This is a genomic window from Burkholderia sp. PAMC 26561 (assembly GCF_001557535.2).
Lineage (GTDB): Bacteria > Pseudomonadota > Gammaproteobacteria > Burkholderiales > Burkholderiaceae > Caballeronia.
The window spans coordinates 45,881-70,372 of the sequence record NZ_CP014306.1; the positions used below are offsets into that span (position 1 = coordinate 45,881).

Annotated in this window: 22 protein-coding genes and 1 tRNA gene; 3 read left to right on the top strand and 20 right to left on the bottom strand. The window is 59.2% G+C overall.

The window, feature by feature from the left end:
* Nucleotides 1-2: 2 nt before the first annotated feature.
* The 19 genes from nuoL to AXG89_RS00335 form a co-directional block, all read right to left on the bottom strand.
* Complete coding sequence (gene nuoL, locus AXG89_RS00245) at nt 3-2,081, bottom strand: NADH-quinone oxidoreductase subunit L (protein WP_062167080.1); 2,079 nt, start codon at nt 2,079-2,081, stop codon at nt 3-5.
* 17 nt (nt 2,082-2,098) lie between these two features.
* A complete protein-coding gene (gene nuoK / locus AXG89_RS00250) occupies nt 2,099-2,404 on the bottom strand; it encodes an NADH-quinone oxidoreductase subunit NuoK (protein ID WP_031360677.1) in 306 nt (101 codons plus the stop codon).
* 14 nt (nt 2,405-2,418) lie between these two features.
* Entirely contained in the window at nt 2,419-3,120 is a 702-nt protein-coding gene (locus AXG89_RS00255) for an NADH-quinone oxidoreductase subunit J (protein WP_062167081.1), read from the bottom strand.
* A 162-nt stretch (nt 3,121-3,282) separates the two neighbouring features.
* Nucleotides 3,283-3,771 (bottom strand): NADH-quinone oxidoreductase subunit NuoI, encoded by a 489-nt coding sequence (nuoI, locus tag AXG89_RS00260; protein ID WP_050381450.1) that lies wholly within the window; start codon nt 3,769-3,771, stop codon nt 3,283-3,285.
* An 18-nt stretch (nt 3,772-3,789) separates the two neighbouring features.
* Nucleotides 3,790-4,854 carry an NADH-quinone oxidoreductase subunit NuoH gene (gene nuoH, locus AXG89_RS00265; RefSeq protein ID WP_056353961.1) on the bottom strand — a complete coding sequence of 355 codons (1,065 nt, stop codon included), beginning with the start codon at nt 4,852-4,854 and terminating at the stop codon, nt 3,790-3,792.
* Nucleotides 4,855-7,191 carry an NADH-quinone oxidoreductase subunit NuoG gene (gene nuoG, locus AXG89_RS00270; RefSeq protein WP_062167083.1) on the bottom strand — a complete coding sequence of 779 codons (2,337 nt, stop codon included), beginning with the start codon at nt 7,189-7,191 and terminating at the stop codon, nt 4,855-4,857.
* 31 nt (nt 7,192-7,222) lie between these two features.
* The gene (nuoF, locus tag AXG89_RS00275) at nt 7,223-8,548 is read right to left on the bottom strand and encodes an NADH-quinone oxidoreductase subunit NuoF (protein ID WP_061999833.1); all 1,326 of its coding nucleotides are present in this window, start codon (nt 8,546-8,548) and stop codon (nt 7,223-7,225) included.
* The gene (nuoE, locus tag AXG89_RS00280) at nt 8,545-9,030 is read right to left on the bottom strand and encodes an NADH-quinone oxidoreductase subunit NuoE (RefSeq protein ID WP_060858512.1); all 486 of its coding nucleotides are present in this window, start codon (nt 9,028-9,030) and stop codon (nt 8,545-8,547) included. Before nuoE ends, nuoF begins: the two co-directional genes overlap by 4 nt.
* Nucleotides 9,031-9,185: 155 nt before the next feature.
* A complete protein-coding gene (locus tag AXG89_RS00285; protein WP_061999834.1) occupies nt 9,186-10,439 on the bottom strand; it encodes an NADH-quinone oxidoreductase subunit D in 1,254 nt (417 codons plus the stop codon).
* A 9-nt stretch (nt 10,440-10,448) separates the two neighbouring features.
* Nucleotides 10,449-11,051 (bottom strand): NADH-quinone oxidoreductase subunit C, encoded by a 603-nt coding sequence (locus tag AXG89_RS00290; RefSeq protein WP_061999835.1) that lies wholly within the window; start codon nt 11,049-11,051, stop codon nt 10,449-10,451.
* 91 nt (nt 11,052-11,142) lie between these two features.
* Nucleotides 11,143-11,622 carry a NuoB/complex I 20 kDa subunit family protein gene (locus tag AXG89_RS00295; protein WP_027819582.1) on the bottom strand — a complete coding sequence of 160 codons (480 nt, stop codon included), beginning with the start codon at nt 11,620-11,622 and terminating at the stop codon, nt 11,143-11,145.
* A gap of 85 nt (nt 11,623-11,707) precedes the next feature.
* Nucleotides 11,708-12,067 (bottom strand): NADH-quinone oxidoreductase subunit A, encoded by a 360-nt coding sequence (locus AXG89_RS00300; protein WP_056353980.1) that lies wholly within the window; start codon nt 12,065-12,067, stop codon nt 11,708-11,710.
* A 162-nt stretch (nt 12,068-12,229) separates the two neighbouring features.
* A tRNA-Leu gene (locus tag AXG89_RS00305) sits at nt 12,230-12,314 on the bottom strand.
* A gap of 113 nt (nt 12,315-12,427) precedes the next feature.
* Nucleotides 12,428-12,805 (bottom strand): preprotein translocase subunit SecG, encoded by a 378-nt coding sequence (gene secG / locus AXG89_RS00310; protein ID WP_062167085.1) that lies wholly within the window; start codon nt 12,803-12,805, stop codon nt 12,428-12,430.
* An 86-nt stretch (nt 12,806-12,891) separates the two neighbouring features.
* Nucleotides 12,892-13,674: a triose-phosphate isomerase gene (gene tpiA, locus AXG89_RS00315; protein WP_062000913.1), complete on the bottom strand. Its 783-nt coding sequence runs from the start codon at nt 13,672-13,674 to the stop codon at nt 12,892-12,894.
* Nucleotides 13,675-13,858: 184 nt separating this feature from the next.
* Nucleotides 13,859-14,875, bottom strand: coding sequence for an NAD(P)H-quinone oxidoreductase (locus AXG89_RS00320; protein WP_062167087.1), 1,017 nt, complete (start codon nt 14,873-14,875; stop codon nt 13,859-13,861).
* A 163-nt stretch (nt 14,876-15,038) separates the two neighbouring features.
* Nucleotides 15,039-17,189, bottom strand: a complete 2,151-nt coding sequence (pnp, locus tag AXG89_RS00325) for a polyribonucleotide nucleotidyltransferase (RefSeq protein ID WP_172811941.1) — start codon at nt 17,187-17,189, stop codon at nt 15,039-15,041.
* A 366-nt stretch (nt 17,190-17,555) separates the two neighbouring features.
* A complete protein-coding gene (gene rpsO / locus AXG89_RS00330) occupies nt 17,556-17,831 on the bottom strand; it encodes a 30S ribosomal protein S15 (RefSeq protein WP_056353993.1) in 276 nt (91 codons plus the stop codon).
* A gap of 238 nt (nt 17,832-18,069) precedes the next feature.
* Nucleotides 18,070-19,356, bottom strand: coding sequence for a branched-chain amino acid ABC transporter substrate-binding protein (locus AXG89_RS00335; RefSeq protein WP_119024608.1), 1,287 nt, complete (start codon nt 19,354-19,356; stop codon nt 18,070-18,072).
* A gap of 217 nt (nt 19,357-19,573) precedes the next feature.
* On the opposite strand from AXG89_RS00335, the gene AXG89_RS00340 reads away from it, so the two are divergent.
* The 3 genes from AXG89_RS00340 to AXG89_RS00350 all read left to right on the top strand — a co-directional run bounded on the left by AXG89_RS00340 (nt 19,574) and on the right by AXG89_RS00350 (nt 22,608).
* Nucleotides 19,574-20,080, top strand: coding sequence for a hypothetical protein (locus AXG89_RS00340; protein ID WP_062167089.1), 507 nt, complete (start codon nt 19,574-19,576; stop codon nt 20,078-20,080).
* Nucleotides 20,081-20,303: 223 nt separating this feature from the next.
* Nucleotides 20,304-20,957 (top strand): carbonic anhydrase, encoded by a 654-nt coding sequence (locus tag AXG89_RS00345; RefSeq protein WP_062167091.1) that lies wholly within the window; start codon nt 20,304-20,306, stop codon nt 20,955-20,957.
* A gap of 85 nt (nt 20,958-21,042) precedes the next feature.
* Nucleotides 21,043-22,608 carry a SulP family inorganic anion transporter gene (locus AXG89_RS00350; protein WP_062167093.1) on the top strand — a complete coding sequence of 522 codons (1,566 nt, stop codon included), beginning with the start codon at nt 21,043-21,045 and terminating at the stop codon, nt 22,606-22,608.
* Between the two features lie 97 nt (nt 22,609-22,705).
* Here AXG89_RS00350 and AXG89_RS00355 read toward each other — a convergent pair whose 3' ends face one another.
* Entirely contained in the window at nt 22,706-24,250 is a 1,545-nt protein-coding gene (locus AXG89_RS00355) for a 2-isopropylmalate synthase (RefSeq protein ID WP_061999842.1), read from the bottom strand.
* Nucleotides 24,251-24,492: the final 242 nt, after the last annotated feature.

A 24,492-nucleotide genomic window follows, 5' to 3' on the forward strand; every position in this document is an offset into this window, starting at 1 on the left:
CCTTATTTGCCGCCGAGCGTTACAAACAGGGTCAAGAGCCCCAACATGCCAATGATCATGGCGAACGCGTAGTGATAGATGTAACCGGATTGAAGGAAGCGAATCACACCGGCAAACCAGCCGACGAACTTCGCGAGGCCGTTGACGATCCCGTCGATGACGGCGACATCGCCTTCTTTCCAGAGTCCGCGGCCAATGGCAACCGCACCCTTTGCAAATACGACATCGTTGATCTTGTCGAGGTAATACTTGTTATCGAGCAAGTTGTAGATCGGCAGGAAGCGTTGCTTGATCACGCCCGGCAGATCCGTACGCTTGAGATACAGGAACCACGACACCACCACGCCACCAAGCGCGAGCCACACCGGCAGACCCGCTACCGAATGCAGGCCCATCGCAAACCAGCCGTGGAATTCCTCGGCCATTTCATGCAGCGCCGGATGGTTTTCACCAATGAAGATCACACGATCGAACACCACGCCGTGCGCGAAGAAGTCGCCGAACAACATCGGGCCGATCGCCAGCGCACCGATGATCACCGATGGGATCGCCAGCAGGATCAGCGGCAGCGTGATCACCCAAGGTGTTTCATGCGGGATGTGCGGACCATGACCATGGCCGTGATCATCGTGGCCGTGCGAATCATGTCCGTGCGCATCGTGGCTGTGCTGGGCCGCTTCGATACCCATTGGGCTTTCTGGATGCTTCGGACCGCGGAAACGCTCCTTGCCATGGAAAACCATGAAGTACATACGGAACGAATAGAGCGCAGTGACGAACACGCTTGCAACCACCGCGAAGTACGCGAAACCCGAACCCGGCAGATGCGAGAGTTTCACGGCATCGATGATCGAATCTTTCGAATAGAAGCCCGAGAAGAACGGCGTACCGATCAGCGCCAGCGAACCGAGCAGCGACGTGATCCATGTGATCGGCATGTACTTGCGCAGGCCGCCCATGTTGCGCATGTCCTGGTCGTGATGCATGCCGATGATCACCGAACCCGCGCCAAGGAACAGCAGCGCCTTGAAGAATGCGTGCGTGGCCAGGTGGAACACGGCAACCGGATAAGCGGATACGCCGAGCGCAACCGTCATGTAGCCGAGCTGCGAGAGCGTCGAGTAAGCCACCACGCGCTTGATGTCGTTCTGGACCACGCCGAGGAAGCCCATGAACAACGCCGTGATCGCGCCGATCACCGTCACGAACGACAGCGCCGAGTCCGACAATTCGAACAGCGGCGACATGCGCGTGACCATGAAGATACCGGCCGTCACCATGGTTGCCGCGTGGATCAGTGCTGAGATAGGCGTCGGGCCTTCCATGGAGTCGGGCAGCCACACGTGCAGCGGGAATTGCGCCGACTTGCCCATTGCGCCAATGAACAGGCAAATACATGCAACCGTCAGCAAGCCCCAGTCGGTGCCCGGGAAGGTCATGCCGGCCAGTTGCGTGCGGTGCGCGAAGACATCACCGTAGTTCAGCGATCCGGCAAACGCCAGCAACAGGCCAATGCCGAGCAGGAAACCGAAGTCACCCACGCGGTTGACCAGGAACGCCTTCATGTTCGCGTAGATGGCCGTCGGGCGCGTGAAGTAGAAACCGATCAGCAGGTACGACACGAGACCCACTGCTTCCCAGCCGAAGAACAACTGCAGGAAGTTGTTGCTCATCACGAGCATCAGCATTGAGAACGTGAAGAGCGAGATGTAGGAGAAGAAGCGCTCGTAGCCCGTTTCTTCATCGGCCATATAGCCGATCGTGTAGATGTGCACCATCAGCGAGACGAAGGTGACGATCACCATCATCATCGCGGTCAGCGAGTCGACCAGGAAGCCGATCTCCATCTTGAGCGGGCCGACCGTCATCCATTCGTAAATGGTCGCGTTGAAGCTCGCGCCCTTCATGACGTCGAGGAAGACGAAACACGAAAGCACCAGCGATATCGCCACACCAAGAATGGTGATGCTGTGCGACGCGCGGCGCCCGATCTTCCAGCCGAACAACCCCGCGATCAGCGAACCGGCAAGCGGTGCCAGCGGAATCGCAAGCAGAAGGTTTTCATTGAGTGTCGTGGACATATCTGTCTTGCCTGAATTTAACCTTTGAGCTGATCGAGATCTTCGACGTTGATCGTGTCGAGGCTACGGAACAACGTGACCAGAATCGCGAGACCGATGGCCGCTTCAGCCGCCGCGACCGTCAATACGAAGAACACAAAAATCTGGCCGTGGATGTCGCCGAGATAGTGCGAGAACGCGACGAAGTTCGTATTGACCGCCAACAGCATCAGTTCGATCGCCATCAGGATGATGATCACGTTACGTCGGTTCAGGAAAATACCGACAATGCTGATCGCGAACAGGATCGCGCCGAGCACAAGGTAATGGGCAAGACTCAACATGGTTTTATATCTCCTCAGCCTTTGTTGTCGACCGTGCCGGCGCCGGCGTTGCCGGTAACGGGCGGATTGGTCGCGGCATCCGGCGCTTCCTGCTCGGACTTCATCTTCACGATCCGCACGCGATCTTTCGCACGCACCTTGACCTGTTCGCTCACCGACTGGCGCTTGTTGTCCTTCTTCTCGCGAATGGTCAGCGAGATTGCCGCGATGATCGCGACCAGCAGGATCAGGCCCGCGATTTCAAACGCGAAGATGTAGTCGGTGTAGATGACCTTGCCGATCAGGTGCGAATTCGACATCACTTCGTTCGGACCCACGCCGGAACCTACCCCGTTGACCAGCATCGCGTCGCGCACCGGCGTGACCGTCGCGCCATAGCCGTGCCACAGGATCAAAGCGGTCTCGATGATGATGATCGCGCCCACGATGCTCGCTATAGGCACGAATTTCTTGAAGTCGCGGTGCAGCACGTCGAGGTTGATGTCCAGCATCATCACCACGAACAGGAACAGCACCATGACCGCGCCGACATAGACGAGAACCAGCAAGATGGCGAGGAATTCGGCTTCGAGCAGCATCCAGATCGCGGCCGCGTTGAAGAACGCAAGCACGAGAAACAGCGCGGATGACACCGGGTTGCGCGAAGTGATCACCTTCAGCGCCGAAATAACCAGCAGCAGCGCGAAGATGTAAAACAGTACGGTCGTGAATTCCATGATTACCGGTTCATCGTTAGGCTTTGTGTTTTGACACAAGCGCGCCGTGTCGCATCTTTTGAAGGAAGCAACGTACAACCATGGCGCGCGGGCCGGAACAGCAGGTCAATTCAAATGCAGGAACAGCAAAAGGCGCGGTGAAGACGAGCGCCCCGCTCCGCTTTACCGATAAGGCGCGTCAGCAGCCTTCGCAGCAGCAATCTCCGTTTCATAACGGTCGCCCACTGCCAGCAACATGTCTTTCGTGAAATACAGGTCGCCGCGTTTCTCGCCGTGATACTCGAGGATATGCGTTTCGACAATCGAATCGACCGGGCAGCTTTCTTCACAGAAACCGCAGAAGATGCACTTGGTCAAATCGATGTCATAGCGCGTGGTTCGACGCGTATTGTCGGCGCGCGTTTCTGATTCGATGGTGATTGCAAGCGCCGGGCACACGGCTTCACACAGCTTGCATGCGATGCAGCGTTCTTCGCCGTTCTCGTACCGGCGCAATGCATGCAGGCCTCGAAAACGCGGGGAGATCGGGGTCTTCTCTTCCGGGAACTGAACCGTCACCTTGCGCTGGAACAAATAGCCGCCAGTCAGCGCAAGACCCTTCAGCAACTCGGTCAGGAAAAAGGTTTTAAAGAAATTCTGTAATGCGTTCATGGTTTTTTCATCCGCCCATTATTTCCAGATGTTCAGCGGTGACATGATCCAGAACCCGACCACGACCACCCACACCACCGACACCGGCAGAAAGATTTTCCAGCCAAGACGCATGATCTGGTCGTAGCGATAACGCGGGAACGTCGCACGGGCCCAGATGAACACGGACAGCAGGAAGAAGATCTTCAGCACGAACCAGAAAATGCCCGGGATGAAGGACAGGAAACCAAACGGCGCGCTCCAGCCACCAAGGAACAACGTCGATGCGATCGCCGAGATCACGATCATGTTGATGTACTCGGCCAGGAAGAACAGCGCGAACGCCATGCCCGAATAATCGATCATGTGACCCGCGACGATTTCCGACTCGCCTTCCACCACGTCGAACGGGTGACGGTTCGTTTCGGCAATGCCCGAGATGAAGTACACGACGAACATGGGCAGGAGCGGCAACCAGTTCCACGAGAGGAAGTTGATACCCCAGTTCGCGAAGATGCCGTGTTCCTGCGAGACCACGATAGCCGACATGTTCAGGCTGCCCGTGACCATCAGCACGACGACGAGCGCAAAGCCCATCGAGATTTCGTACGACACCATCTGCGCCGCGGCGCGCATGGCGCCAAGGAACGCGTACTTCGAGTTCGATGCCCAGCCGGCCAGGATCACGCCATACACGCCGATGGACGAAATCGCCATCACATAGAGCAGGCCGGCGTTGATGTCGCCCAGCACCGCTTTCGCCTGGAACGGAATCACCGCCCACACCGCGAACGCGGGAACCACGGTCATGATCGGCGCGATCAGGTAGATCCAGCGGCTCGCTTGCGTCGGCTGAATCACTTCCTTCAGCAACAGCTTCAGCACATCGGCGATCGGCTGCAGGAGTCCGAGCGGACCCACGCGATTCGGGCCAAGACGCACGTGCATCCAACCGATGAGCTTGCGTTCCCACAGAATCAGGTACGCGACGCACAGCAGGATCACCACCGACACCACGAGAATGCGGATGACAGCCCACACCGTGGGCCAGGCGACACCGAGGATCTGCGTCCCGCCTGCGTTGATCGTATCGAACAAGCCCATTTACGCCTTCTCCACTACCAGTTCACCGAACAGAGCCCCGAGCGCTGCACCGGCCGGCGTTCCCGCCGATACACGCACTACGCTTTCCGCCAGATTCGCGTCGCGAACGGCCGGCAGCGTGACCGAGAGACCGCCTTGAGCGACGCGCACGGCATCGCCGTCTTTCAGACCGAGTTTTTCGAACAGCGACGTCGGCAGCGCAGCCACATTGGCGTCGCGCGCGGCAGCCGTCAGATGCAGCGATTCGGCGCGACGCGACAATGCGTCGGCATGATAGATCGGCGTGTCGGCGAGGCGCTCGAAACTGCCTTCGTTCAATGCAGCCTTCGTCACCGGCTTGATCGCCACGCTGCTCTTGTTCGACAGGCGCGAACTCAGATCGCCCTTGCCCAATGCTGCGTCGCGGACTTCTTCGGCGGTATCGAATTCGAAACCCTTCAGGCCCAGGATGCTGCCCAGCACACGCAATACTTTCCAGCCTGGACGCGTTTCGCCCAGCGGACGCACGACGCCGTTAAACGTCTGCGCTGTACCTTCGGCGTTGACGAACGTGCCCGATGTTTCCGTGAACGGTGCGATCGGCAGCAGCACGTCGGCGTAATCCGAGCCGTGCTTGAACGCCGACAACGCGACAACCATTTCGGCCTGCTTCAATGCGGCGAGCGCTTGAGCGGGGTTGGCGGTATCGAATGCAGGTTCGACGTTGAACAGCACGTAACCCTTGCGCGGCTGCTCGAACGCTTCGCGTGCGTTCAGGCCGCCTTCGCCCGGCAGTGCATCGACGAGATGCGCGCCAACCGTATTTGCAGCTTCAGTCAGATAACCCAGCGTTGCGCCCGTCTCGTCCGCGATCCACTGGCAAACAGCATGGATCTGCGCGAACTGCGGATGCTGAACCGCGCTGTTGCCGAGCAGCAGGACACGCTTGTCGCCGGCCGACAGGGATGCAGCGATGTCCTTGGCCGCCGCCGATGCCTCGATGCCAGCGAACGCTTCCGGTGCAGCAACGCCACGTGCTTCGGACACTGCAGCAGCAATGCTGCCCAGGTGCGCGAGCCATTCTGAAGGCGCTGCCACTACGCGATGCGCAGCGGGAATCAGCGAATCGTCGTTCGTCGCGTTCAGGAACGTGAGCTTTGCGCCGCCCTTGGCGGCCTGACGCAGACGTGCGGCGAAAAGCGGATGATCGCGACGCAGGAACGAACCCACGACGAACGCCGTGTCGATATTCGTCAGATCTGCGATCTTCATGCCAAGCCACGGCGCGCTGTCCGAAACCGGCGCAGAGAAGTCGCTCTGGCGCAGACGGAAATCGACGTTCGGCGTACCCACGCCTTCGGCAAACTGCTTCAGCAGATAGAGTTCTTCAACGGTGCTGTGCGGCGTAGCCAAAGCAGCGATCTGATTCGCGCCATGGTCAGCCGTAATACCCTTGATGCCCTTCGCCACGTACTCCAGCGCCGTTTGCCAGTCGGTCTCGATCCACTTGCCGCCTTGCTTGAGCATGGGCTGCGTGAGACGGTCGTCGCCGTTCAGCGATTCGTACGAGAAGCGATCCTTGTCCGAGATCCAGCATTCGTTGATGGATTCGTTTTCCATCGGCAGGACGCGCATCACGCGGTTGTTCTTCACCTGTACGACCAGATTGGCGCCGACCGAATCGTGCGGGCTGATCGACTTGCGGCGCGACAGTTCCCACGTACGGGCGCTGTAGCGGAACGGCTTGCTCGTCAACGCGCCGACCGGGCACAGGTCGATCATGTTGCCCGACAGTTCCGAATCGACCGTCTTGCCAACGAACGACGTGATTTCCGAGTGCTCGCCGCGACCCAGCATGCCGAGCTCCATCACGCCGGCAACTTCCTGACCGAAACGGACGCAACGCGTGCAATGGATGCAGCGCGTCATCTCTTCCATGGAGATCAGTGGTCCGACGTTCTTGTGGAACACCACGCGCTTTTCTTCGTTGTAGCGCGACTGCGACTTGCCGTAACCCACCGCCAAGTCCTGCAACTGGCATTCACCACCCTGATCGCAGATCGGGCAATCGAGCGGGTGATTGATCAGCAGGAATTCCATGACGGACTGCTGCGCCTTGATCGCCTTGTCCGACTTCGTACGCACGATCATGCCCGCCGATACCGGCGTGGCACACGCGGGAACCGCCTTCGGCATTTTCTCTACTTCGACCAGGCACATCCGGCAGTTCGCCGCGATCGACAGTTTCTTGTGATAGCAGAAGTGAGGAATGTATGTATCGACCTTATGCGCAGCCTGGATCACCATGCTGCCTTCAGGCACTTCTACACTTTTGCCGTCGATTTCTAATTCAACCATGATGGGGAATGGTCCTTGGCCTGATCACTGATCACGCGGTAAGCGCTTCGGACGTGTGCGCATGATGCGCATGTCCGTCGACGAGACAATGTTTATGCTCGACGTGGTATTCGAATTCGTCCCAGAAGTGCTTCAGCATGCCGCGCACCGGCATGGCCGCCGCGTCGCCAAGTGCACAAATGGTGCGACCCATGATGTTTTCAGCGACCGAGTTCAGCAGATCCAGGTCTTCCTTGCGCCCGAGTCCGTGTTCGATCCGATGCACCACGCGATAAAGCCAGCCCGTGCCTTCGCGGCAAGGCGTGCACTGACCACACGATTCTTCGTAGTAGAAGTACGACAGGCGCAAGAGCGAACGCACCATGCAACGCGTTTCGTTCATGACGATCACCGCGCCCGAACCCAGCATGGAGCCCGCCTTCGCGATCGAATCGTAATCCATGTCGGTGGCCAGCATGAGCTCACCCGGTACGACTGGCGCAGACGATCCACCCGGGATCACCGCTTTCACGGACTTGCCGCGCACACCGCCTGCCAGCTCGAGCAGCGTCTCGAACGACGTGCCGAGCGGCACTTCGAAATTGCCCGGACGATTCACGTCGCCGGCAACCGAGAAAATCTTCGTGCCGCCGTTGTTCGGCTTGCCGATCTCGAGATACTTCTGCGGGCCGATAGCCAGCAGGAACGGCACGGCTGCGAACGTCTCGGTGTTGTTGATCGTGGTCGGCTTGCCGTACACGCCAAAGCTTGCCGGGAAAGGCGGCTTGAAGCGCGGCTGACCTTTCTTGCCTTCCAGCGACTCGAGCAACGCAGTTTCTTCGCCACAGATATACGCGCCGTAACCATGGTGCGCATACAGTTCGAACGAGAAGCCCGAACCCAGGATATTCGCACCCAGGTAACCGGCCGCACGTGCTTCTTCAAGCGCCTGTTCGAAGACCTTGTAGACCTCGAAGATCTCGCCGTGAATGTAGTTGTAGCCGACCGTGATGCCCATGGCGTACGCGCCAATGCACATACCCTCGATCAACGCATGCGGATTCCAGCGAAGAATGTCGCGGTCCTTGAACGTGCCCGGTTCGCCTTCGTCCGAGTTGCAGACGAGGTACTTCTGCCCTGGGAACTGACGCGGCATGAAGCTCCACTTGAGACCGGTCGGGAAACCCGCACCGCCACGGCCACGCAGGCCCGACGCCTTGACGTCGGCGATGACCTGTTCTTGCGGAATTTTTTCTTCGAGAATGCGGCGGAGCTGGGCGTAACCGCCGCGCGCCACATAGTCTTCGAGGTGCCAGTTTTCGCCGTTGAGGCCGGCGAGAATCAGGGGCTGGATGTGGCGGTCGTGAAGAGACGTCATTTCGAAAGTTCCTCGAGGAGCGTGTCGATCCGCTCGCGACTCATGAAACTGCACATACGATGATTGTTCACGAGCAACACGGGTGCATCGCCGCACGCGCCAAAACATTCGCCTTCTTTCAAGGTGAACTTGCCGTCAGCGGTGGTTTCGCCAAAGTCGATGCCGAGCTTTTGCTTCAGGTATTCCGCGGCACTTTCCGAGCCGCCGTCAGGACCGAGTTGGCACGGCAGATTGGTACAGAGCGTGATCTTGTGCTTGCCGACCGGCGCGGTCTCGTACATGGTGTAGAACGTCGCCACTTCCTGCACGGCCACGGACGGCATGCTCAGGTAGTCGGCCACGAACTGCATGATTTCCGGCGACAGCCAGCCATGCTCTTCCTGAGCGACAGTCAGCGCCGCCATCACTGCGGACTGCTTCTGCTCCACAGGATATTTCGCGATCGCGCGATCGATTTCTTTCAGGCCTTCAGCTGAGATCATTTCAGACACGACTCTTTCAGTTCCTACCGAACGAAAACCCGCCGCGCCCTTCTTCTGCGGCAGACCTGGCGTCCTGCTGTTGTTGGTTCGCCGGCACGTTCAGCGCTAATGCGCGACCGGGCCGGCGTAATGCGGGAGATTTCCGCGACTGCATGTCAGCGGTCGATCTCGCCAAACACGATGTCCTGCGTCCCGATGATCGTCACCGCGTCCGCAATCATGTGTCCGCGCGCCATTTCGTCGAGCGAAGCAAGATGCGCATAACCCGGCGCACGAATCTTCAATCGATACGGCTTGTTCGCCCCATCCGAAATCAGGTAAATGCCAAACTCGCCCTTCGGATGCTCGACTGCTGCATACGTCTCGCCTTCCGGAACGTGGAACCCTTCCGTAAAGAGCTTGAAGTGGTGAATCAGCTCTTCCATGTTGGTCTTCATGCCTACGCGCGAAGGCGGCGCAATCTTGTGATTGTCGATCATCACCGGGCCCGGATTCTTCCGCAGCCACTCAATACACTGTTTCGCGATACGCGTGGATTGGCGCATTTCTTCCACTCGCACGAGATAACGGTCGTAGCAGTCACCGTTGACGCCGACCGGAATATCGAAATCCAGTTGATCGTAGACTTCGTACGGCTGCTTCTTGCGCAGATCCCATTCAATGCCCGAGCCGCGCAGCATGGCGCCGGTCATGCCGAGCTGCAACGCGCGCTCAGGACTGACCACACCGATACCCACGAGCCGCTGCTTCCAGATGCGGTTATCGGTCAGCAGCGTCTCGTACTCGTCCACGCACTTCGGAAAACGCGTGAAGAAGTCGTCGATGAAATCAAGCAGCGAGCCCTGACGCGTCTCGTTCATGCGCGACAACGCTTTCGCATTGCGGATCTTCGATGCCTTGTATTGCGGCATTGCGTCAGGCAGATCGCGATACACGCCGCCCGGACGGTAATACGCCGCGTGCATCCGTGCGCCGGACACCGCTTCGTACACGTCCATCAGGTCTTCGCGTTCGCGGAAGGCATACAAAAACACTGCCATTGCGCCAACGTCGAGCGCGTGCGAGCCGATCCACATCAGGTGGTTCAGCACACGCGTGATTTCGTCGAAAAGCACGCGGATGTATTTCGCACGAATCGGCACGTCGATACCGAGCAGCTTCTCGATCGCCATCACGTAGCCGTGCTCGTTGACCATCATCGACACATAGTCGAGACGGTCCATGTACGGCACGGACTGAATGAAGGTCTTCGACTCGGCGAGCTTCTCGGTTGCGCGATGCAAGAGGCCGATATGCGGATCGGCGCGCTGGATCACTTCGCCGTCGAGCTCCAGCACGAGGCGCAGCACACCGTGCGCAGCCGGGTGCTGCGGGCCGAAGTTGAGCGTGTAGTTCTTGATCTCTGCCATGGCGTTCTCTTAGTGTTTCAGACCGCCATAGCGGTCCTCGCGGATCACGCGCGGCGTGATTTCGCGCGGCTCGATCGTCACGGGCTGGTACACGACGCGCTTCTCTTCAGGGTCGTAACGCATCTCGACATAACCCGACACCGGGAAGTCCTTGCGAAACGGGTGGCCGATAAAACCATAGTCGGTGAGGATGCGGCGCAGGTCCGGGTGGCCTTCGAAGACGATTCCGAACAGGTCGAATGCTTCGCGCTCATACCAGTTCGCCGATGACCACACGTCCACCACCGAGGCAACGATAGGTACTTCGTCGTCCGGAGCGAACACGCGCACGCGCACACGCCAGTTGTTGGCGATCGAAAGAAGATGGAGGACGGCCGCAAAACGCGGACCTTCGTAGGCGCCGTCGCCATACGTGAAGTAATCGACGCCGCACAGGTCGACGAGCTGCTCGAACCCGAGCGAGCGATCGTCGCGCAACTGAAGCGCTACATCCAGGTAGTTCGACGCCTTGACGACGACAGTCAGTTGCCCGAGCGACTCGGTAACGCTATGCAGGCGGTCGCCGAACGCCGCCTCGAGGTTCGCTTTCAGGGTCTCGAGTTTGCTTGCCATATTGGGGAGGCTCAGGCCTTGGTGACGCTAATTGGACTTCTGTGACGCTGACCGGCATGCTGAAGGCGTCACGACCTTGGATCAACCACGCTTACTGGCGGGCGATCGTGCTGGTGCGGCGAATTTTCGCCTGCAATTGAATCACGCCATATACAAGCGCTTCAGCCGTCGGCGGGCATCCGGGCACGTATACGTCGACGGGAACGATCCGGTCACAGCCGCGCACGACAGAATAGGAGTAGTGGTAGTAACCGCCGCCGTTGGCGCACGAACCCATGGAGATGACCCAGCGCGGCTCGGCCATCTGGTCGTACACCTTGCGCAGAGCAGGCGCCATCTTGTTGCATAGCGTTCCAGCCACGATCATCACGTCCGACTGCCGCGGACTCGGACGAAACACGACGCCGAAGCGATCCAGGTCGTAGCGGGCAGCGCCCGCGTGCATCATTTCGACCGCGCAACACGCAAGACCGAACGTCATGGGCCACAGCGAGCCCGTGCGCGTCCAGTTGATCAGTTTGTCAGCCGTGGTGGTGACGAACCCTTCCTTCAAGACCCCTTCGATACTCATTTGCTTTCACTCCAGATGGGCAGCCAGCCATAGCTACCCAGCAATCCGGTGATTCGACGACCCCAAATCCGCAACCCTTTGCACTTCACTCCCAGTCCAGCCCACCCTTTCTCCAGATGTAGGCAAAACCCAGCAGGAATTCGAGCAGGAAAACCATCATGGACAGAAAACCCGGCCAGCCGATGTCGCGCAAGGCAACGCCCCACGGAAACAGGAACGCGGTTTCAAGATCGAAAATAATGAACAGAATAGCGACAAGATAATAGCGCACATCGAACTTCATCCGCGCGTCTTCGAACGCTTCGAAGCCGCACTCGTAGGGCGCGTTTTTTTCTGTGTCAGGCTTGTTGGGACCGAGAATTTTACCGATGCTGACGAGAGCGATACCCAAACCGGTGCCCACGACGAGGAACAGCAAGACGGGATAATAGGCTGAGAGATTCACGACTATCCTCAAATCGGTTTGATCTGGTGTGCCGGCCAGGACGACTGCCCAACCGATTTTCAACTAAAGACGAATGATACGTAAGAACCCTTACATATTCACTCGCCAGAAGTGACAATGCCAGCCGAAGCAATGCATGCGGCTGGCATTGGATAACTTTTTTGGTGCCGACGGCGAGACTCGAACTCGCACAGCTTTCGCCACTACCCCCTCAAGATAGCGTGTCTACCAATTTCACCACGTCGGCACTGTCTTGCAATCCGGTAAATCAACTTCTAATTGCCGGGAATCGCTTCGAGAACAAAATTATAACTGGGTTAAGCAGTTTGTTCAACGCACAAAAGGTGCCTAAAGCGAAAATTATTTCGGAACGTCGGAGCCAGGGGCTGACGATGCAACCGGTGCCGAACTCGCGGCTGCAGCCGACGCGCCAAGGGTCGTGTTTGCAGCAGGCGCCGTTACCGAAGCCCCGCCCAGCACGCCTGCCGAAGCTGCAGGCTTGTAGCTTCCGAGGTAGGTCAGCGTCAACGTCGAGATGAAAAACACCGCTGCGAGGACAGCGGTTGTACGCGACAGGAAGTTCGCCGAACCGGTTGCGCCGAACAAACTGCCCGACGCGCCGCTGCCGAAAGCTGCACCCATATCGGCGCCCTTGCCGTGTTGCAGCAAAACCAGCCCGATAACGCCAAACGCCGACAACAACTGGACGACAATAATCAAAGTCTTTAAATACAGCATTCCGTTCACCCGACTCTTTAATGTTCGCGCGACACTTCTGTGCCCCGCCTTTAATGCTTACATACTCGAAAGCTTAAACTCGGTTATCAAACCGATCCGTTTTGTGCCGCCTGGCAGATCGCAAGGAAATCATTCGACTTCAGCGATGCGCCGCCAATCAATCCGCCATCAATGTCCTGCTGAGCAAACAATTCTTTCGCATTTTCCGGCTTGACGCTGCCGCCGTAGAGCACCGGCGCCTTCGCCGCACCTGCACCCTTCGATGCGAGTTGCGAGCGCAGGAAAGCGTGAACTTGCTGCGCCTGCTCGGTCGTCGCGCTTTTTCCTGTACCGATCGCCCAGACGGGTTCATATGCCACGACAATCTTTGCCGCTTGTTCTTGGCTCAGCACAAGCAGCACAGCTTCGAGTTGCGTTCCGATCACTTGTTCGGTCGAACCGTTTTCGCGTTGCTCCAGCGTCTCACCCACGCACACAATGGGCGTAAGACCGGCTTCCAGAGCGCGCTGCGCTTTCACCGCGACCAGGTCCGAATGCTCATGATGATAAGCACGCCGCTCGGAATGACCAACGATCGCGTAGGTTGCGTCGAAATCGGCAGCCATGCCGGCTGCGACTTCGCCCGTATAGGCGCCCTGCTTGTGAGCCGAGACATCCTGCACGCCCCACGCGACTTTCGAGCCTGCCAGCAACGCCTGCGCTTGTGCAAGGTATGGCGCCGGTACACAGATGCCCGTACGGACGTCGCTCGACAATCCAGCGGCGCCCGTGGCAACTGCTTGCAGCAAGGCCGCGTTCTCAACGAGCCGACCGTGCATCTTCCAGTTTCCCACTACCAGCTTTGCGCGTTTGGCTTGTTCTTTCGGCATTTGTCTCGTCATAGCAGCGAGGCTGCCGATCAGTAGGTGGAAAGGAACCAGAAAAATCAACCGGAAACGGAACTTTTGGACGCGTCGCCCCAGTACAACATGCGATTTTACTGTGCCTGGCAGAAAACGGTCAAACGCGTAAATCTCCCTGACAGCTTATTTCAGCTCCGTGCCGCGCTGGCGATCAGGCAACCTGGCTCCAGTCGAGCACGATTTTGCCGATATGCGTGCTGCCTTCCATCAGTTCGTGCGCTGCGGCGGCCTGATCGGCGGGGAAAACCTGGTGAATCACGGGCTTGATGCGTCCTGCCTCGATCTCCGGCCACACCTGCTCTTTCAACTGCACCGCCACCTTGCCCTTGAACGCAACCGCACGCGGGCGCAAGGTCGAACCCGTGATCACGAGACGACGGCGCAACACTTCATTCAGGTTGATCTCGGCTTTCGACCCGCCAAGCGTTGCGATGACAACCACGCGGCCGCCATCAGCCAGTGCTTTCAGTTCACGGGGAAGATAATCGCCCGCGACCATGTCCAGGATCACGTCCACGCCGCGGTCATTTGTGAGCGACTTCACGACATCGACGAAATCTTCCGTCTTGTAGTTGATCGCGCGCTCCGCACCGAGCTTTTCGCAGGCCTGGCATTTTTCATCGGACCCGGCTGTCACGAACACACGATGACCAAGCGCCTTGGCAATCTGGATGGCCGTCACGCCGATACCGCTCGATCCACCCTGGATCAGCAGCGTCTCCTCGGCGCCGTTCTCGCCCTTGCCCAGGTGCGCGCGCTCGAACACGTTGCTCCACACGGTAAAGAACGTTTCCGGCAACGAAGCCGCTTCGATATCCGTCAAACCCTCCGGCACGGGCAGGCACTGCTCGAGCGGCGCGCACGCGTACTCGGCATAACCGCCGCCCGCGAGGAGCGCACATACGCGATCGCCCGCTTTCAGACCGAATGGATTGTGCTTCGGATCGAAGTCCCCGCGCACGATCTCACCCGCCACTTCCAGCCCCGGCAGATCAGATGCACCCGGCGGCGGCGCATAGCCGCCCTTGCGCTGGAATACATCCGGACGATTCACACCCGACGCTGCAACCTTGATCAGCACTTCGCCGGCCTTCGGTTCCGGCATTGGACGCTCGCCCAGCTTGAGAACGTCGGGCGCGCCAAATTCGGTGATTTCGATCGCTTTCATCTGCAGATTCCTTAAAGTCGGACTTCGTGAAACAGCGACGTAACCTCATGGCTTTGCAGGCTCGAATAACCGAACCTGCAAAAACATGCTTCACATTCGAACCATCACATTCGAAAACGGCCGGCACGCAAGCTTCTCGCGCCGGCCATTCCAACTTACCGCATTACTGCGGTTGCGTCGGCTGGATCGGTTGAATCGGCTCGCCGCCTTCAGCCAGCAGTGCCTTGGCCGACAAACGCACACGACCCTTTTCGTCCGTCTGGATGACCTTGACCTTAACGACCTGGCCTTCCTTCAGGTAGTCGTTGATGTCCTTGATGCGCTCGTTGACGATTTCAGAGATGTGCAGCAGACCATCCTTACCCGGCAGGATGTTGATGATCGCGCCGAAGTCGAGCAATTTCAGTACCGGACCTTCGTAGACCTGACCCACTTCCACTTCGGCCGTGATGTTCTCGATACGCTTCTTCGCTTCCGCCATGCCTTCGCTGCTCGTGCTTGCGATGGTCACCACGCCGTCATCGGAAATATCGATGGTCGTGTTGGTTTCTTCGGTCAACGCACGGATCACCGAACCGCCCTTGCCGATCACGTCGCGGATCTTTTCCGGATTGATCTTCATGGTGATCATGCGCGGCGCGTAGTCCGACAGGTTCGTGTTCGTGCCCGGGACCGCGGTCGTCATCTTGCCGAGGATATGCATGCGGCCTTCCTTCGCCTGCGCGAGCGCGACCTGCATGATTTCCTTCGTGATGCCCTGGATCTTGATGTCCATCTGCAGTGCCGTCACGCCTTGCGCCGTGCCTGCGACCTTGAAGTCCATGTCGCCCAGGTGATCTTCGTCGCCCAGGATGTCCGTCAGCACCGCGAACTTGTTGCCTTCAAGGATCAGGCCCATCGCGATACCCGCGACGTGCGCTTTCATTGGAACGCCGGCGTCCATCAGCGCGAGACAGCCGCCGCAGACCGAAGCCATGGACGAAGAACCGTTCGATTCCGTGATTTCCGATACGACGCGGATGGAATAACCGAATTCGTCGGCGCTCGGCAGCACTGCCACCAATGCGCGCTTCGCCAGACGGCCGTGACCGATTTCACGGCGCTTCGGCGAACCGACGCGGCCCGTTTCGCCGGTCGCGAACGGAGGCATGTTGTAGTGAAGCATGAAGCGTTCGCGATACTCGCCTTCGAGCGCGTCGATATTCTGTTCGTCGCCCTTCGTGCCGAGCGTCGCCACGACAAGCGCTTGTGTTTCACCACGCGTGAACAACGCCGAGCCGTGCGTGCGCGGCAGCACGCCTGTGCGGATTTCGATGGGACGGACGGTGCGCGTGTCACGGCCATCGATACGCGGTTCGCCGTTCAAGATCTGCGTACGAACGATCTTCGCTTCGATGTCGAACAACACATTGCCGATGGTCGCCTTGTCAGCCGGCGCTTCGCCACGGGCAGCGGCTTCTTCGGTCAGCTTGGCAGTCGTCGATGCATACACTTCCTTCAGCTTGGCGCTGCGAGCCGACTTGTCGCGGATCTGATAAACCGACAGCAATTCGGCTTGAGCCAGCTCGGCCACGCGCGCGATCAGCGGTTCGTTCTTCGCAGCCGGCGCCCAATCCCATTCCGGCTTGCCACCTTCAGCGACCAGTTCGTGGATTGCATCGATTGCGACCTGCATCTGGTCGTGACCGAACACCACAGCGGCCAGCATGACTTCTTCGGTAAGCTGTTGCGCTTCCGATTCCACCATCAGCACCGCGCGTTCCGTACCGGCGACGATCAGGTCGAGCGCCGATTCCTTCATCTGCGGACGCGTCGGGTTCAGCACGAATTCGTTGTTGATGTATGCAACGCGGGCAGCACCCACCGGGCCGTTGAACGGCAAACCGGAGATGGCCAGAGCCGCCGACGCGCCGATCAGCGCGGGAATGTCGGCGGGCACATCCGGATTCAGCGACAGCACGTGGATGACGACCTGGACTTCGTTATAGAAGCCTTCCGGGAACAGCGGGCGCAACGGACGGTCGATCAGGCGCGAAATCAGCGTTTCGCCTTCCGACGGACGGCCTTCGCGACGGAAGAAACCACCCGGGATCTTGCCGGCTGCGTAGGTCTTTTCCAGATAATCGACGGTCAGCGGGAAGAAGTCCTGGCCCGGCTTTGCCGTCTTCGCGCCGACAACCGTCGCGAGCACCACGGTATCTTCCACATCGACGATCACGGCGCCGCTTGCCTGGCGCGCGATTTCACCTGTTTCCAGGCGAACGTTGTGTTGTCCCCACTTGAATTCCTTGACGATTTTCTTAAACATTCTCACTCCTTCTTCGTTATGCCCCGCGGCTTTCTGATGTGTTGTCGTGCTTGCCGGACCATCCGGAACGCCCGCACACACCGATAAAAACCGCGAAGCCAAGCGATGACCGGAACCGCGCAAGAGAGGGGTGTATGTCATTCCAACGCAACACGACACGCGATGCGCATGACGCGCTGGAATGACACAAAGCTCTGCCGCGAGGCCCGGCCCTGTAGTCGAATCGGTTTCCGATCCGGATTGGCTTTAATGCAAGCCTTCGATATTTCCCGCCGTTTTCCTGCTTGCGCGCGCGTACAGAGCGCGCCGTTCAAAAACAAAATGCCTGTATCAGCAAACTGACACAGGCATTTCGTTGTGAACGCTAGCCGCTTACTTGCGCAGACCCAGCTTTTCGATCAGCGAGCGATAACGGTCAGCGTCTTTGCCCTTCAGGTAATCGAGCAGCTTGCGACGGCGGCTCACCATGCGCAGCAGGCCGCGGCGGCTGTGGTGATCTTTCGTGTGGGCCTTGAAGTGAACGGTCAGTTCATTGATACGGGTCGTCAGCAGTGCGACTTGCACTTCAGGCGATCCGGTGTCATTTGCGGCGCGCGCATATTCTGCGACGACGTCGGACTTCTTTGCATGAGCAACTACGGTAGACATTTGATTTTCCTTTGATACGGACAGGCGGTCACGGAAGAAGGGCCGTGCCGTGGGTTTTCTGCATCTTTTCCTTGGCCTGAAAACCGGCTTCGGATTTCCTTGCCGGACGCATTTGAACCAGGATTGAGGCCCGGCCTTACATACGGCAAGTCGCGAATTATAGCACAGCGATTTTGCCCGTCGACACGGTCACGCCCGGCGGATGTATTTGCGCAATAGGCCGGGTCCCAAGCTTCTCTTAAGAGGCGGGACGTTTCATCTGGCAGGTTGTCGGCATTGCGGTATTGGCTGCAGGGACCTTCAGCAAGGTCCGAAAGCCAAAGCCCGAGCCTTCGTTATCGAAGCGCACGCCCGGCGTGCCCGACTTGTCCATCTCCATGACATACAAGGGTTGGATCAACTGATGATCTGCGGCGCGCATTTCCGTGGTTTGAAAACCCGTGTCGAGTTTCATGCCTTCCAGCGCGTGGGCGACTGCGGTCGGATCGGCGCTGCGGGCCTTTTGCATTGCGTTGGCGAGCATTTCGATCATCAGCGGCATGCGCAGGAAAAGGTAATCGTCGGCGGGAGCCGGAAAACGGGTCCGGAACGCACCGTAGTAAGCGTCCGACGCCGCGCCGCCCGCGTTTGGATGCCAGTCCGCCACCGCGACCACGTGTTTCACGCCGGCTTCGCCCAGCGCGGCAGGCGCGCCGAGACTGTTGCCGTAGAACGTGTAGAAGTGCGTGTCGAGGCCCTGCTCCCGCGCCGCTTTCACCAACAGCGTCAGGTCATTGCCCCAGTTGCCGGTGATGACGGCGTCGGCGCCGCTCGAACGGATCTTCGCGATGTACGGCGCGAAATCCTTTACGCGCCCGGCCGGAATGAATTCATCGGCGACGATTGCTATGTCCGGACGGCGCTCCTTCAGCGCGCGGCGCGCTTCGCGGCTGACATCGTGGCCGAAGCTGTAGTCTTGATTGAACAAATAGACCTTTTTCACCGATGTCTCGCGCTGGATGACATCGGCCAGCGCGTTCATGCGCATGCCCGCGTGGGCATCGAAGCGGAAATGCCAGAAGCTGCAATCCTCGTTGGTGAGGGCGGGATCATCGGCGGAATAATTCAGGAAGACCACCCGATGTCCAGGATCGCGGACGTTCTGCTTGTTGATCGCATCGACGAGCGCGGCGGCCACTGCCGAGCTATTTCCCTGCGTCACAAAGCCAATCCCCTGGTCTATCGCCGCGCGCAGTTGCACAAGGCTCGCTTCGCTGCTGCCTTTTCCGTCGAGCACGACAAGCTGCAAGGGATGCTTGCCATCGGGCAAAACCACGCCGCCATTGGCGTTCACGCGCTCCACGCCGAAGCGCAAGTTACGCTCGACGGACGCGCCCGCGTTGGCAAACGGGCCCGACATGCCTTCGATCATCGCGATGCGGATCGGCGCGAGATCGGCTGCCAGGGCCGGCGCAGCGAAAATACTCCCGAGAACGCCCACAACCACCGCCTTACTGCATTTCGCCAGCAAATCACGAAAACTCATACCGCCCATCCAAGATAAAAGCCGAACCGCGGATCATAGGCTGCAGGGTACGGCACGCGCAACATCTCGCCTGAATCCGCGATGAAATGGAATACCGGCACGGGTCCGCGCGTTTTCCTGAACAAGCGGGCGCGGACTGGACCGTGCCCCATGTCAAAATAACTACCACAGCAAAAACCCACGATAAATTGTGGACACGCACACGAAGGAGGCTTCAATGTTGATCAGTTCGATACGAAAACCGGCCGCAATGATTCTGGCCCTGTTGCTGACGGCGTGTGCGCAGCCGTGGCAGAACTATCAGGCGGGCGCGGATTCATCGACGGTGACAGCGCGCCTCGGTCCGCCAAAAGAGGTCTATGACCTGCCGAACGGCGGCAAGCGCCTGATGTGGCCGACCCAGCCGCTAGGCGAAGTGACGACGGCGGCGGACATCGATGCATCGGGGAAGATCGTGAACGTGCGTCAGGTCCTCGATGAAAACGAGTTTTATAAAGCGCAGATCGGCACATGGACGCGCAAGGACGTTCTGCTCAACTTCGGGCGGCCGGTCGAGACGTCCTACTTTCCGCTCATGAAGCGCGAGGTATGGACGTATCGGTACATGGAGGCGGGTTACTGGTACATGATGTTCAGCTTCTATTTCGATGACCAGGGCATCGTGCGCCTGACACAAAAAACGCCGGACCCGCTGCACGACCCCGATCGCCGGAACTTCTTCTGAAGACCTCACAGACACACGCCTCTCGCGCCCATCGGGCGATTTATTTCTCGTCCGAAAAAAATGCCGCCGCCGAACGCGGCATTTTTTTATGGCTGGACGTCCGGAACCTTTTCATAGAAAGTAATTCGTAAGCTTACGACTACGTTGTGTCAGTGAATCGGAAAATCGTTTCGTTGTAGATCGCCTACCATTACGTTTTTGGAGCTGGATTGGACTACACCCCATGACTCGACCCAAACGCATGCTTGTTGAAAACGTTGGCTGGGCGGCAGAAACCGCCGCCAGCGACCCGCCTTTCTTCGAAACCCTCGCGCAGGGACAAAGCCCGACCGTGCTGTGGCTTGGCTGCTCCGACAGCCGCGTGCCGGCCGAAACCATCACGCACTCGAAGCCCGGCGATCTGTTCGTCCATCGCAACATCGCGAACCTGTTTTCCGCCGACGACGACAACACCATGAGCGTCCTCGAATACGCGGTAAACGTGCTGAAAGTGGACGATGTGATCGTCTGCGGACATTATGGATGCGGCGGCGTGCGGGCGTCGTTGTTGCCCATGTCGCCCGCCCTTCCCCACGTCAACCGCCGCATTGCGCCGCTGTGCGCGCTGGCGCAAAAACACAGCGGCGAACTCGACGCCATCGAGCCCGGCGATGGCCGCATCGACCGGCTTGCTGAACTGAGCGTGCTGGAACAAGTTCGCGCGATCCGGCGCGTGTCGACCGTACGCGACGCCGAGCGCCCACCGCGCGTTCACGGCTGGATATTCGGCCTGCGCGATGGCCGCATCAAAGTCCTTTCATCCGGCGATCCGGCTGACGCAGAGGCTGAACCTGCCCCGAGCGCCGTCCAATATATGACCGAAACAGCCGGCGACTAGCCGGCGAGACTCTCCCTGCATAAAACCTCTTCTGTGCGACGCCCCTCGGGACATCGCATGGTTCAACTCGCGCCCCAAAAAGCCTATGAACCTACGCCAGACGTTTGCCAATTTCCCTCGCGACATGTTCGCTGGGACCGTCGTTTTCCTTGTCGCCATGCCGCTTTGCCTTGGCATTGCCAACGCTTCCGGCGTCGAGCCGTTCGCAGGGCTGCTGTCAGGCATTATCGGCGGGCTGGTGGTGGCGCTTTTGAGCGGATCGCAACTGAGCGTGAGCGGCCCGGCGGCGGGACTCGTCGTGATCGTCGTCGATGGCATTGCCAAGCTCGGCAGCTTTTCCACCTTCCTCATGGCCGTGATGCTGGCGGGCGCGATCCAGTTCGGCTTCGGCATGCTGAAGGCCGGGCGCTTCGCGGCGTACGTGCCGTCATCGGTGATCAAGGGAATGCTCGCGGCAATCGGCTTGCTGCTCATCATCAAGCAAGTGCCGCTCGCCGCCGGTTTCGCCAACGATGGCGCCCACGTCGCCGCGGCAGCGCCAGGCACGATCGCCACACCCTTCGGCGCGATGTCGCTCGCCGCGTGTCTGGTGGCCATTGTGTCTATCGCGATCCTGGCAAGCTGGGAAACGAAGGCCATGCGCCGCTTCGCGTTCGTACGCGCGGTGCCCGCGCCGCTTGCCGTGGTCGTGCTCGGCATCGCGATCACGCTTGCGCTCGATTTCGCTGCGCCGGGTTTTGCGCCGCCGGCGGAGCATCGGGTTTCACTGCCATCGCTGGCGACGTTCGCCGCGTTGAACGCCGCGCTCGACTGGCCCAACTTCGAGCAACTCATCAATCCCGATGTCTGGCGGCTCGCGATGACGCTTGCCATCGTGGCGAGTCTCGAGACCTTGCTGAGTCTGGAAGCTGTCGAACAGATCGATCCCAAGAAGCGTACCGCGCATCCGGATCGCGAACTGAAGGCGCAGGGCATCGGCAACATGATGGCGGGCGCGATCGGCGCGTTGCCCATCACCTCCGTGATCGTGCGCAGTTCGGCCAACGTCCACGCGGGTGCGCAAAGCCGATGGTCGGCCGTCATTCACGGCGTTCTGCTGCTGGCGAGCGTGTTCGCGCTGACGGCGGTGATCAACCTCATTCCGCTTGCCTGCCTCGCCGCGATCCTGATCTTCACCGGACTGAAGCTCGCTAAGCCGTCGCTGTTCAAGGCCGTCGCGAAACAGGGTTTCGAGCGGTTTGCGCCATTCATCGTGACGATTGCCGGCGTGCTGATGACCGATCTGCTGATCGGCATCCTGCTGGGGATTGCGTGCAGCATCGCGCTTGCGATCCACGCGAATCTGCAGCGGCCGATCACCATCGCGCAGCACGACGATCACTTCCTGCTCTCGTTTCGCAAGGACGTGTCGTTTCTCGGCAAGGTGTCGCTCAAGCATCACCTGAAGCAGATTCCCGACAACGCAACGTTGATCGTCGATGCAAGCCGCGCGGATTTCATCGATCAGGATGTGCGTGAACTCATCGATAAATTCATCGCCGATGCCCCCGCCCGCGGGATTCACGTCGAGTGCCGTCAGCTCGAACGCGCGGCGCGGGAACGGCACGGCTTTCAGCAGCGCATGGCGCTTTTCAGACGGGCTTTCCGCTAATTAACATCGCAACGAAAAACGGCCCTCGCTTCTGGCGAGAGCCGTTTTCAATCAGCGAGGCGGCTGGATCAAGCGCCTTGCTGTGTGTGCATCAAAATCACGAAAGCTGCGGGTTGAGCTTTTCGACTTTCGAATGGAGCTTGTTGAGCGCGGCAAGATACGCTTTCGCCGATGCCGCCACAATGTCCGGGTCCGTGCCCACGCCATTGACAATCCGGCCGCTCTTCGACAAGCGCACGGTCACTTCGCCCTGAGCCTGCGTGCCCGTGGTAATGGCGTTAACCGAATACAGCACCAGCTCGGCGCCGCTCGTCACTTTCGATTCGATCGCGTGAAGCGTCGCATCCACCGGACCGTTACCACGCGACTCGCCGTGCACTTCGATGCCATCGACAGCAAACACCACGCGTGCATGCGGCTGCTCACCCGTTTCCGAACGCTGAGCCAGCGACACGAAGCGGAACGTTTCCTTCGCCTGCATTTCCGCCGACTCTTCGGAGACGATCGCCATGATGTCTTCGTCGAAGATTTCCGACTTGCGGTCGGCGAGTTCCTTGAAGCGCACGAACGCTGCGTTCACGTCCGTTTCCGACTCCAGCGTCACGCCCAGGTCTTCGAGGCGCTGCTTGAACGCGTTGCGGCCCGACAGCTTGCCGAGCACGATCTTGTTCGTTGCCCAGCCTACGTCTTCGGCGCGCATGATTTCGTAGGTATCGCGCGCTTTCAACACGCCATCCTGGTGAATGCCCGATGCATGCGCGAACGCGTTTGCGCCCACCACAGCCTTGTTCGGCTGCACGACAAAACCCGTGATCTGCGAGACAAGCTTGGACGTCGGCACAATGTGCGTGGTGTCGATACCCAGTTCCAGCCCGTAATAATCCTTGCGCGTTTTCATCGCCATCACGACTTCTTCCAGCGCCGTGTTACCCGCGCGCTCGCCGAGACCGTTGATGGTGCACTCGATCTGACGCGCGCCGCCGATATGCACGCCAGCGAGCGAATTGGCGACGGCCATGCCAAGGTCGTCGTGGCAATGCACGGACCAGATCGCCTTGTCCGAATTCGGCACGCGTTCGCGAATGGTCTTGATCAGGTTGCCGTAACCTTCCGGCACGGCATAACCCACGGTGTCCGGAATATTGATGATGGTCGCGCCTTCGTCGATCACCGCTTCCAGCACGCGGCACAAGAAGTCGAGATCCGAGCGGCTGCCGTCTTCCGGCGAGAATTCCACGTCGTCCGTGAACTTGCGCGCGAAACGCGTGGCGAGACGAGCCTGCTCGTAGACCTGATCGGCGCTCATGCGCAGCTTCTTTTCCATATGCAGCGCGGACGTCGCGATGAACGTATGAATGCGGAAGTGATCGGCGGGTTTGAGGGCGTCGGCGGCGCGCTGGATGTCTTTGTCGTTGGCGCGGGCGAGCGAGCAGATCGTGCTGTCCTTGATCAGGCCGGCAATAGTGTGGATTGCATCGAAATCGCCGTTGGAACTGGCTGCAAAGCCCGCTTCGATCACATCGACTTTCATCCGTTCGAGTGCTTTTGCGATGCGGATCTTCTCGTCTTTCGTCATCGACGCGCCGGGGGATTGCTCGCCATCGCGAAGCGTCGTGTCGAAAATGATGAGTTTGTCTGCCATGTTCGGGCTCCAGTGGGGAATTTTGGATTGATTAAAACGGTGGAGAAAGGCGATATGGAATTCGGGTGTTCGCGCCACCGCTGGCGTCGAAAACCACGAACGAGCAGACGGGAGGCGGGAAGCTTAGCGCGGCAGGCGCGCTAGTAGCGGTAGCGCACGTAGCGGCGCACCGGCTAGGGACAACGAGAGGAGATGGGCGAAAAAATTCATTCGCAAACTATAACTACATTTTTGAGCGCGTG

Coding starts and splice junctions, on each gene's coding strand:
- AXG89_RS00345 (WP_062167091.1), top strand. CDS start 20,304: ATGACTCGACCCAAACGCATGCTTGTTGAAAACGTTGGCTGGGCGGCA.
- AXG89_RS00355 (WP_061999842.1), bottom strand. CDS start 24,250: ATGGCAGACAAACTCATCATTTTCGACACGACGCTTCGCGATGGCGAG.
- rpsO (WP_056353993.1), bottom strand. CDS start 17,831: ATGTCTACCGTAGTTGCTCATGCAAAGAAGTCCGACGTCGTCGCAGAA.
- nuoE (WP_060858512.1), bottom strand. CDS start 9,030: ATGATCTCAGCTGAAGGCCTGAAAGAAATCGATCGCGCGATCGCGAAA.
- AXG89_RS00350 (WP_062167093.1), top strand. CDS start 21,043: ATGAACCTACGCCAGACGTTTGCCAATTTCCCTCGCGACATGTTCGCT.
- nuoL (WP_062167080.1), bottom strand. CDS start 2,081: ATGTCCACGACACTCAATGAAAACCTTCTGCTTGCGATTCCGCTGGCA.
- AXG89_RS00295 (WP_027819582.1), bottom strand. CDS start 11,622: ATGAGTATCGAAGGGGTCTTGAAGGAAGGGTTCGTCACCACCACGGCT.
- AXG89_RS00320 (WP_062167087.1), bottom strand. CDS start 14,875: ATGAAAGCGATCGAAATCACCGAATTTGGCGCGCCCGACGTTCTCAAG.
- nuoH (WP_056353961.1), bottom strand. CDS start 4,854: ATGGGCTTGTTCGATACGATCAACGCAGGCGGGACGCAGATCCTCGGT.
- AXG89_RS00335 (WP_119024608.1), bottom strand. CDS start 19,356: ATGAGTTTTCGTGATTTGCTGGCGAAATGCAGTAAGGCGGTGGTTGTG.
- AXG89_RS00290 (WP_061999835.1), bottom strand. CDS start 11,051: ATGGCAAGCAAACTCGAGACCCTGAAAGCGAACCTCGAGGCGGCGTTC.
- AXG89_RS00255 (WP_062167081.1), bottom strand. CDS start 3,120: ATGGAATTCACGACCGTACTGTTTTACATCTTCGCGCTGCTGCTGGTT.
- AXG89_RS00340 (WP_062167089.1), top strand. CDS start 19,574: ATGTTGATCAGTTCGATACGAAAACCGGCCGCAATGATTCTGGCCCTG.
- secG (WP_062167085.1), bottom strand. CDS start 12,805: ATGCTGTATTTAAAGACTTTGATTATTGTCGTCCAGTTGTTGTCGGCG.
- nuoG (WP_062167083.1), bottom strand. CDS start 7,191: ATGGTTGAATTAGAAATCGACGGCAAAAGTGTAGAAGTGCCTGAAGGC.
- tpiA (WP_062000913.1), bottom strand. CDS start 13,674: ATGCCGAAAGAACAAGCCAAACGCGCAAAGCTGGTAGTGGGAAACTGG.
- nuoI (WP_050381450.1), bottom strand. CDS start 3,771: ATGAACGCATTACAGAATTTCTTTAAAACCTTTTTCCTGACCGAGTTG.
- AXG89_RS00285 (WP_061999834.1), bottom strand. CDS start 10,439: ATGGCAGAGATCAAGAACTACACGCTCAACTTCGGCCCGCAGCACCCG.
- nuoF (WP_061999833.1), bottom strand. CDS start 8,548: ATGACGTCTCTTCACGACCGCCACATCCAGCCCCTGATTCTCGCCGGC.
- nuoK (WP_031360677.1), bottom strand. CDS start 2,404: ATGTTGAGTCTTGCCCATTACCTTGTGCTCGGCGCGATCCTGTTCGCG.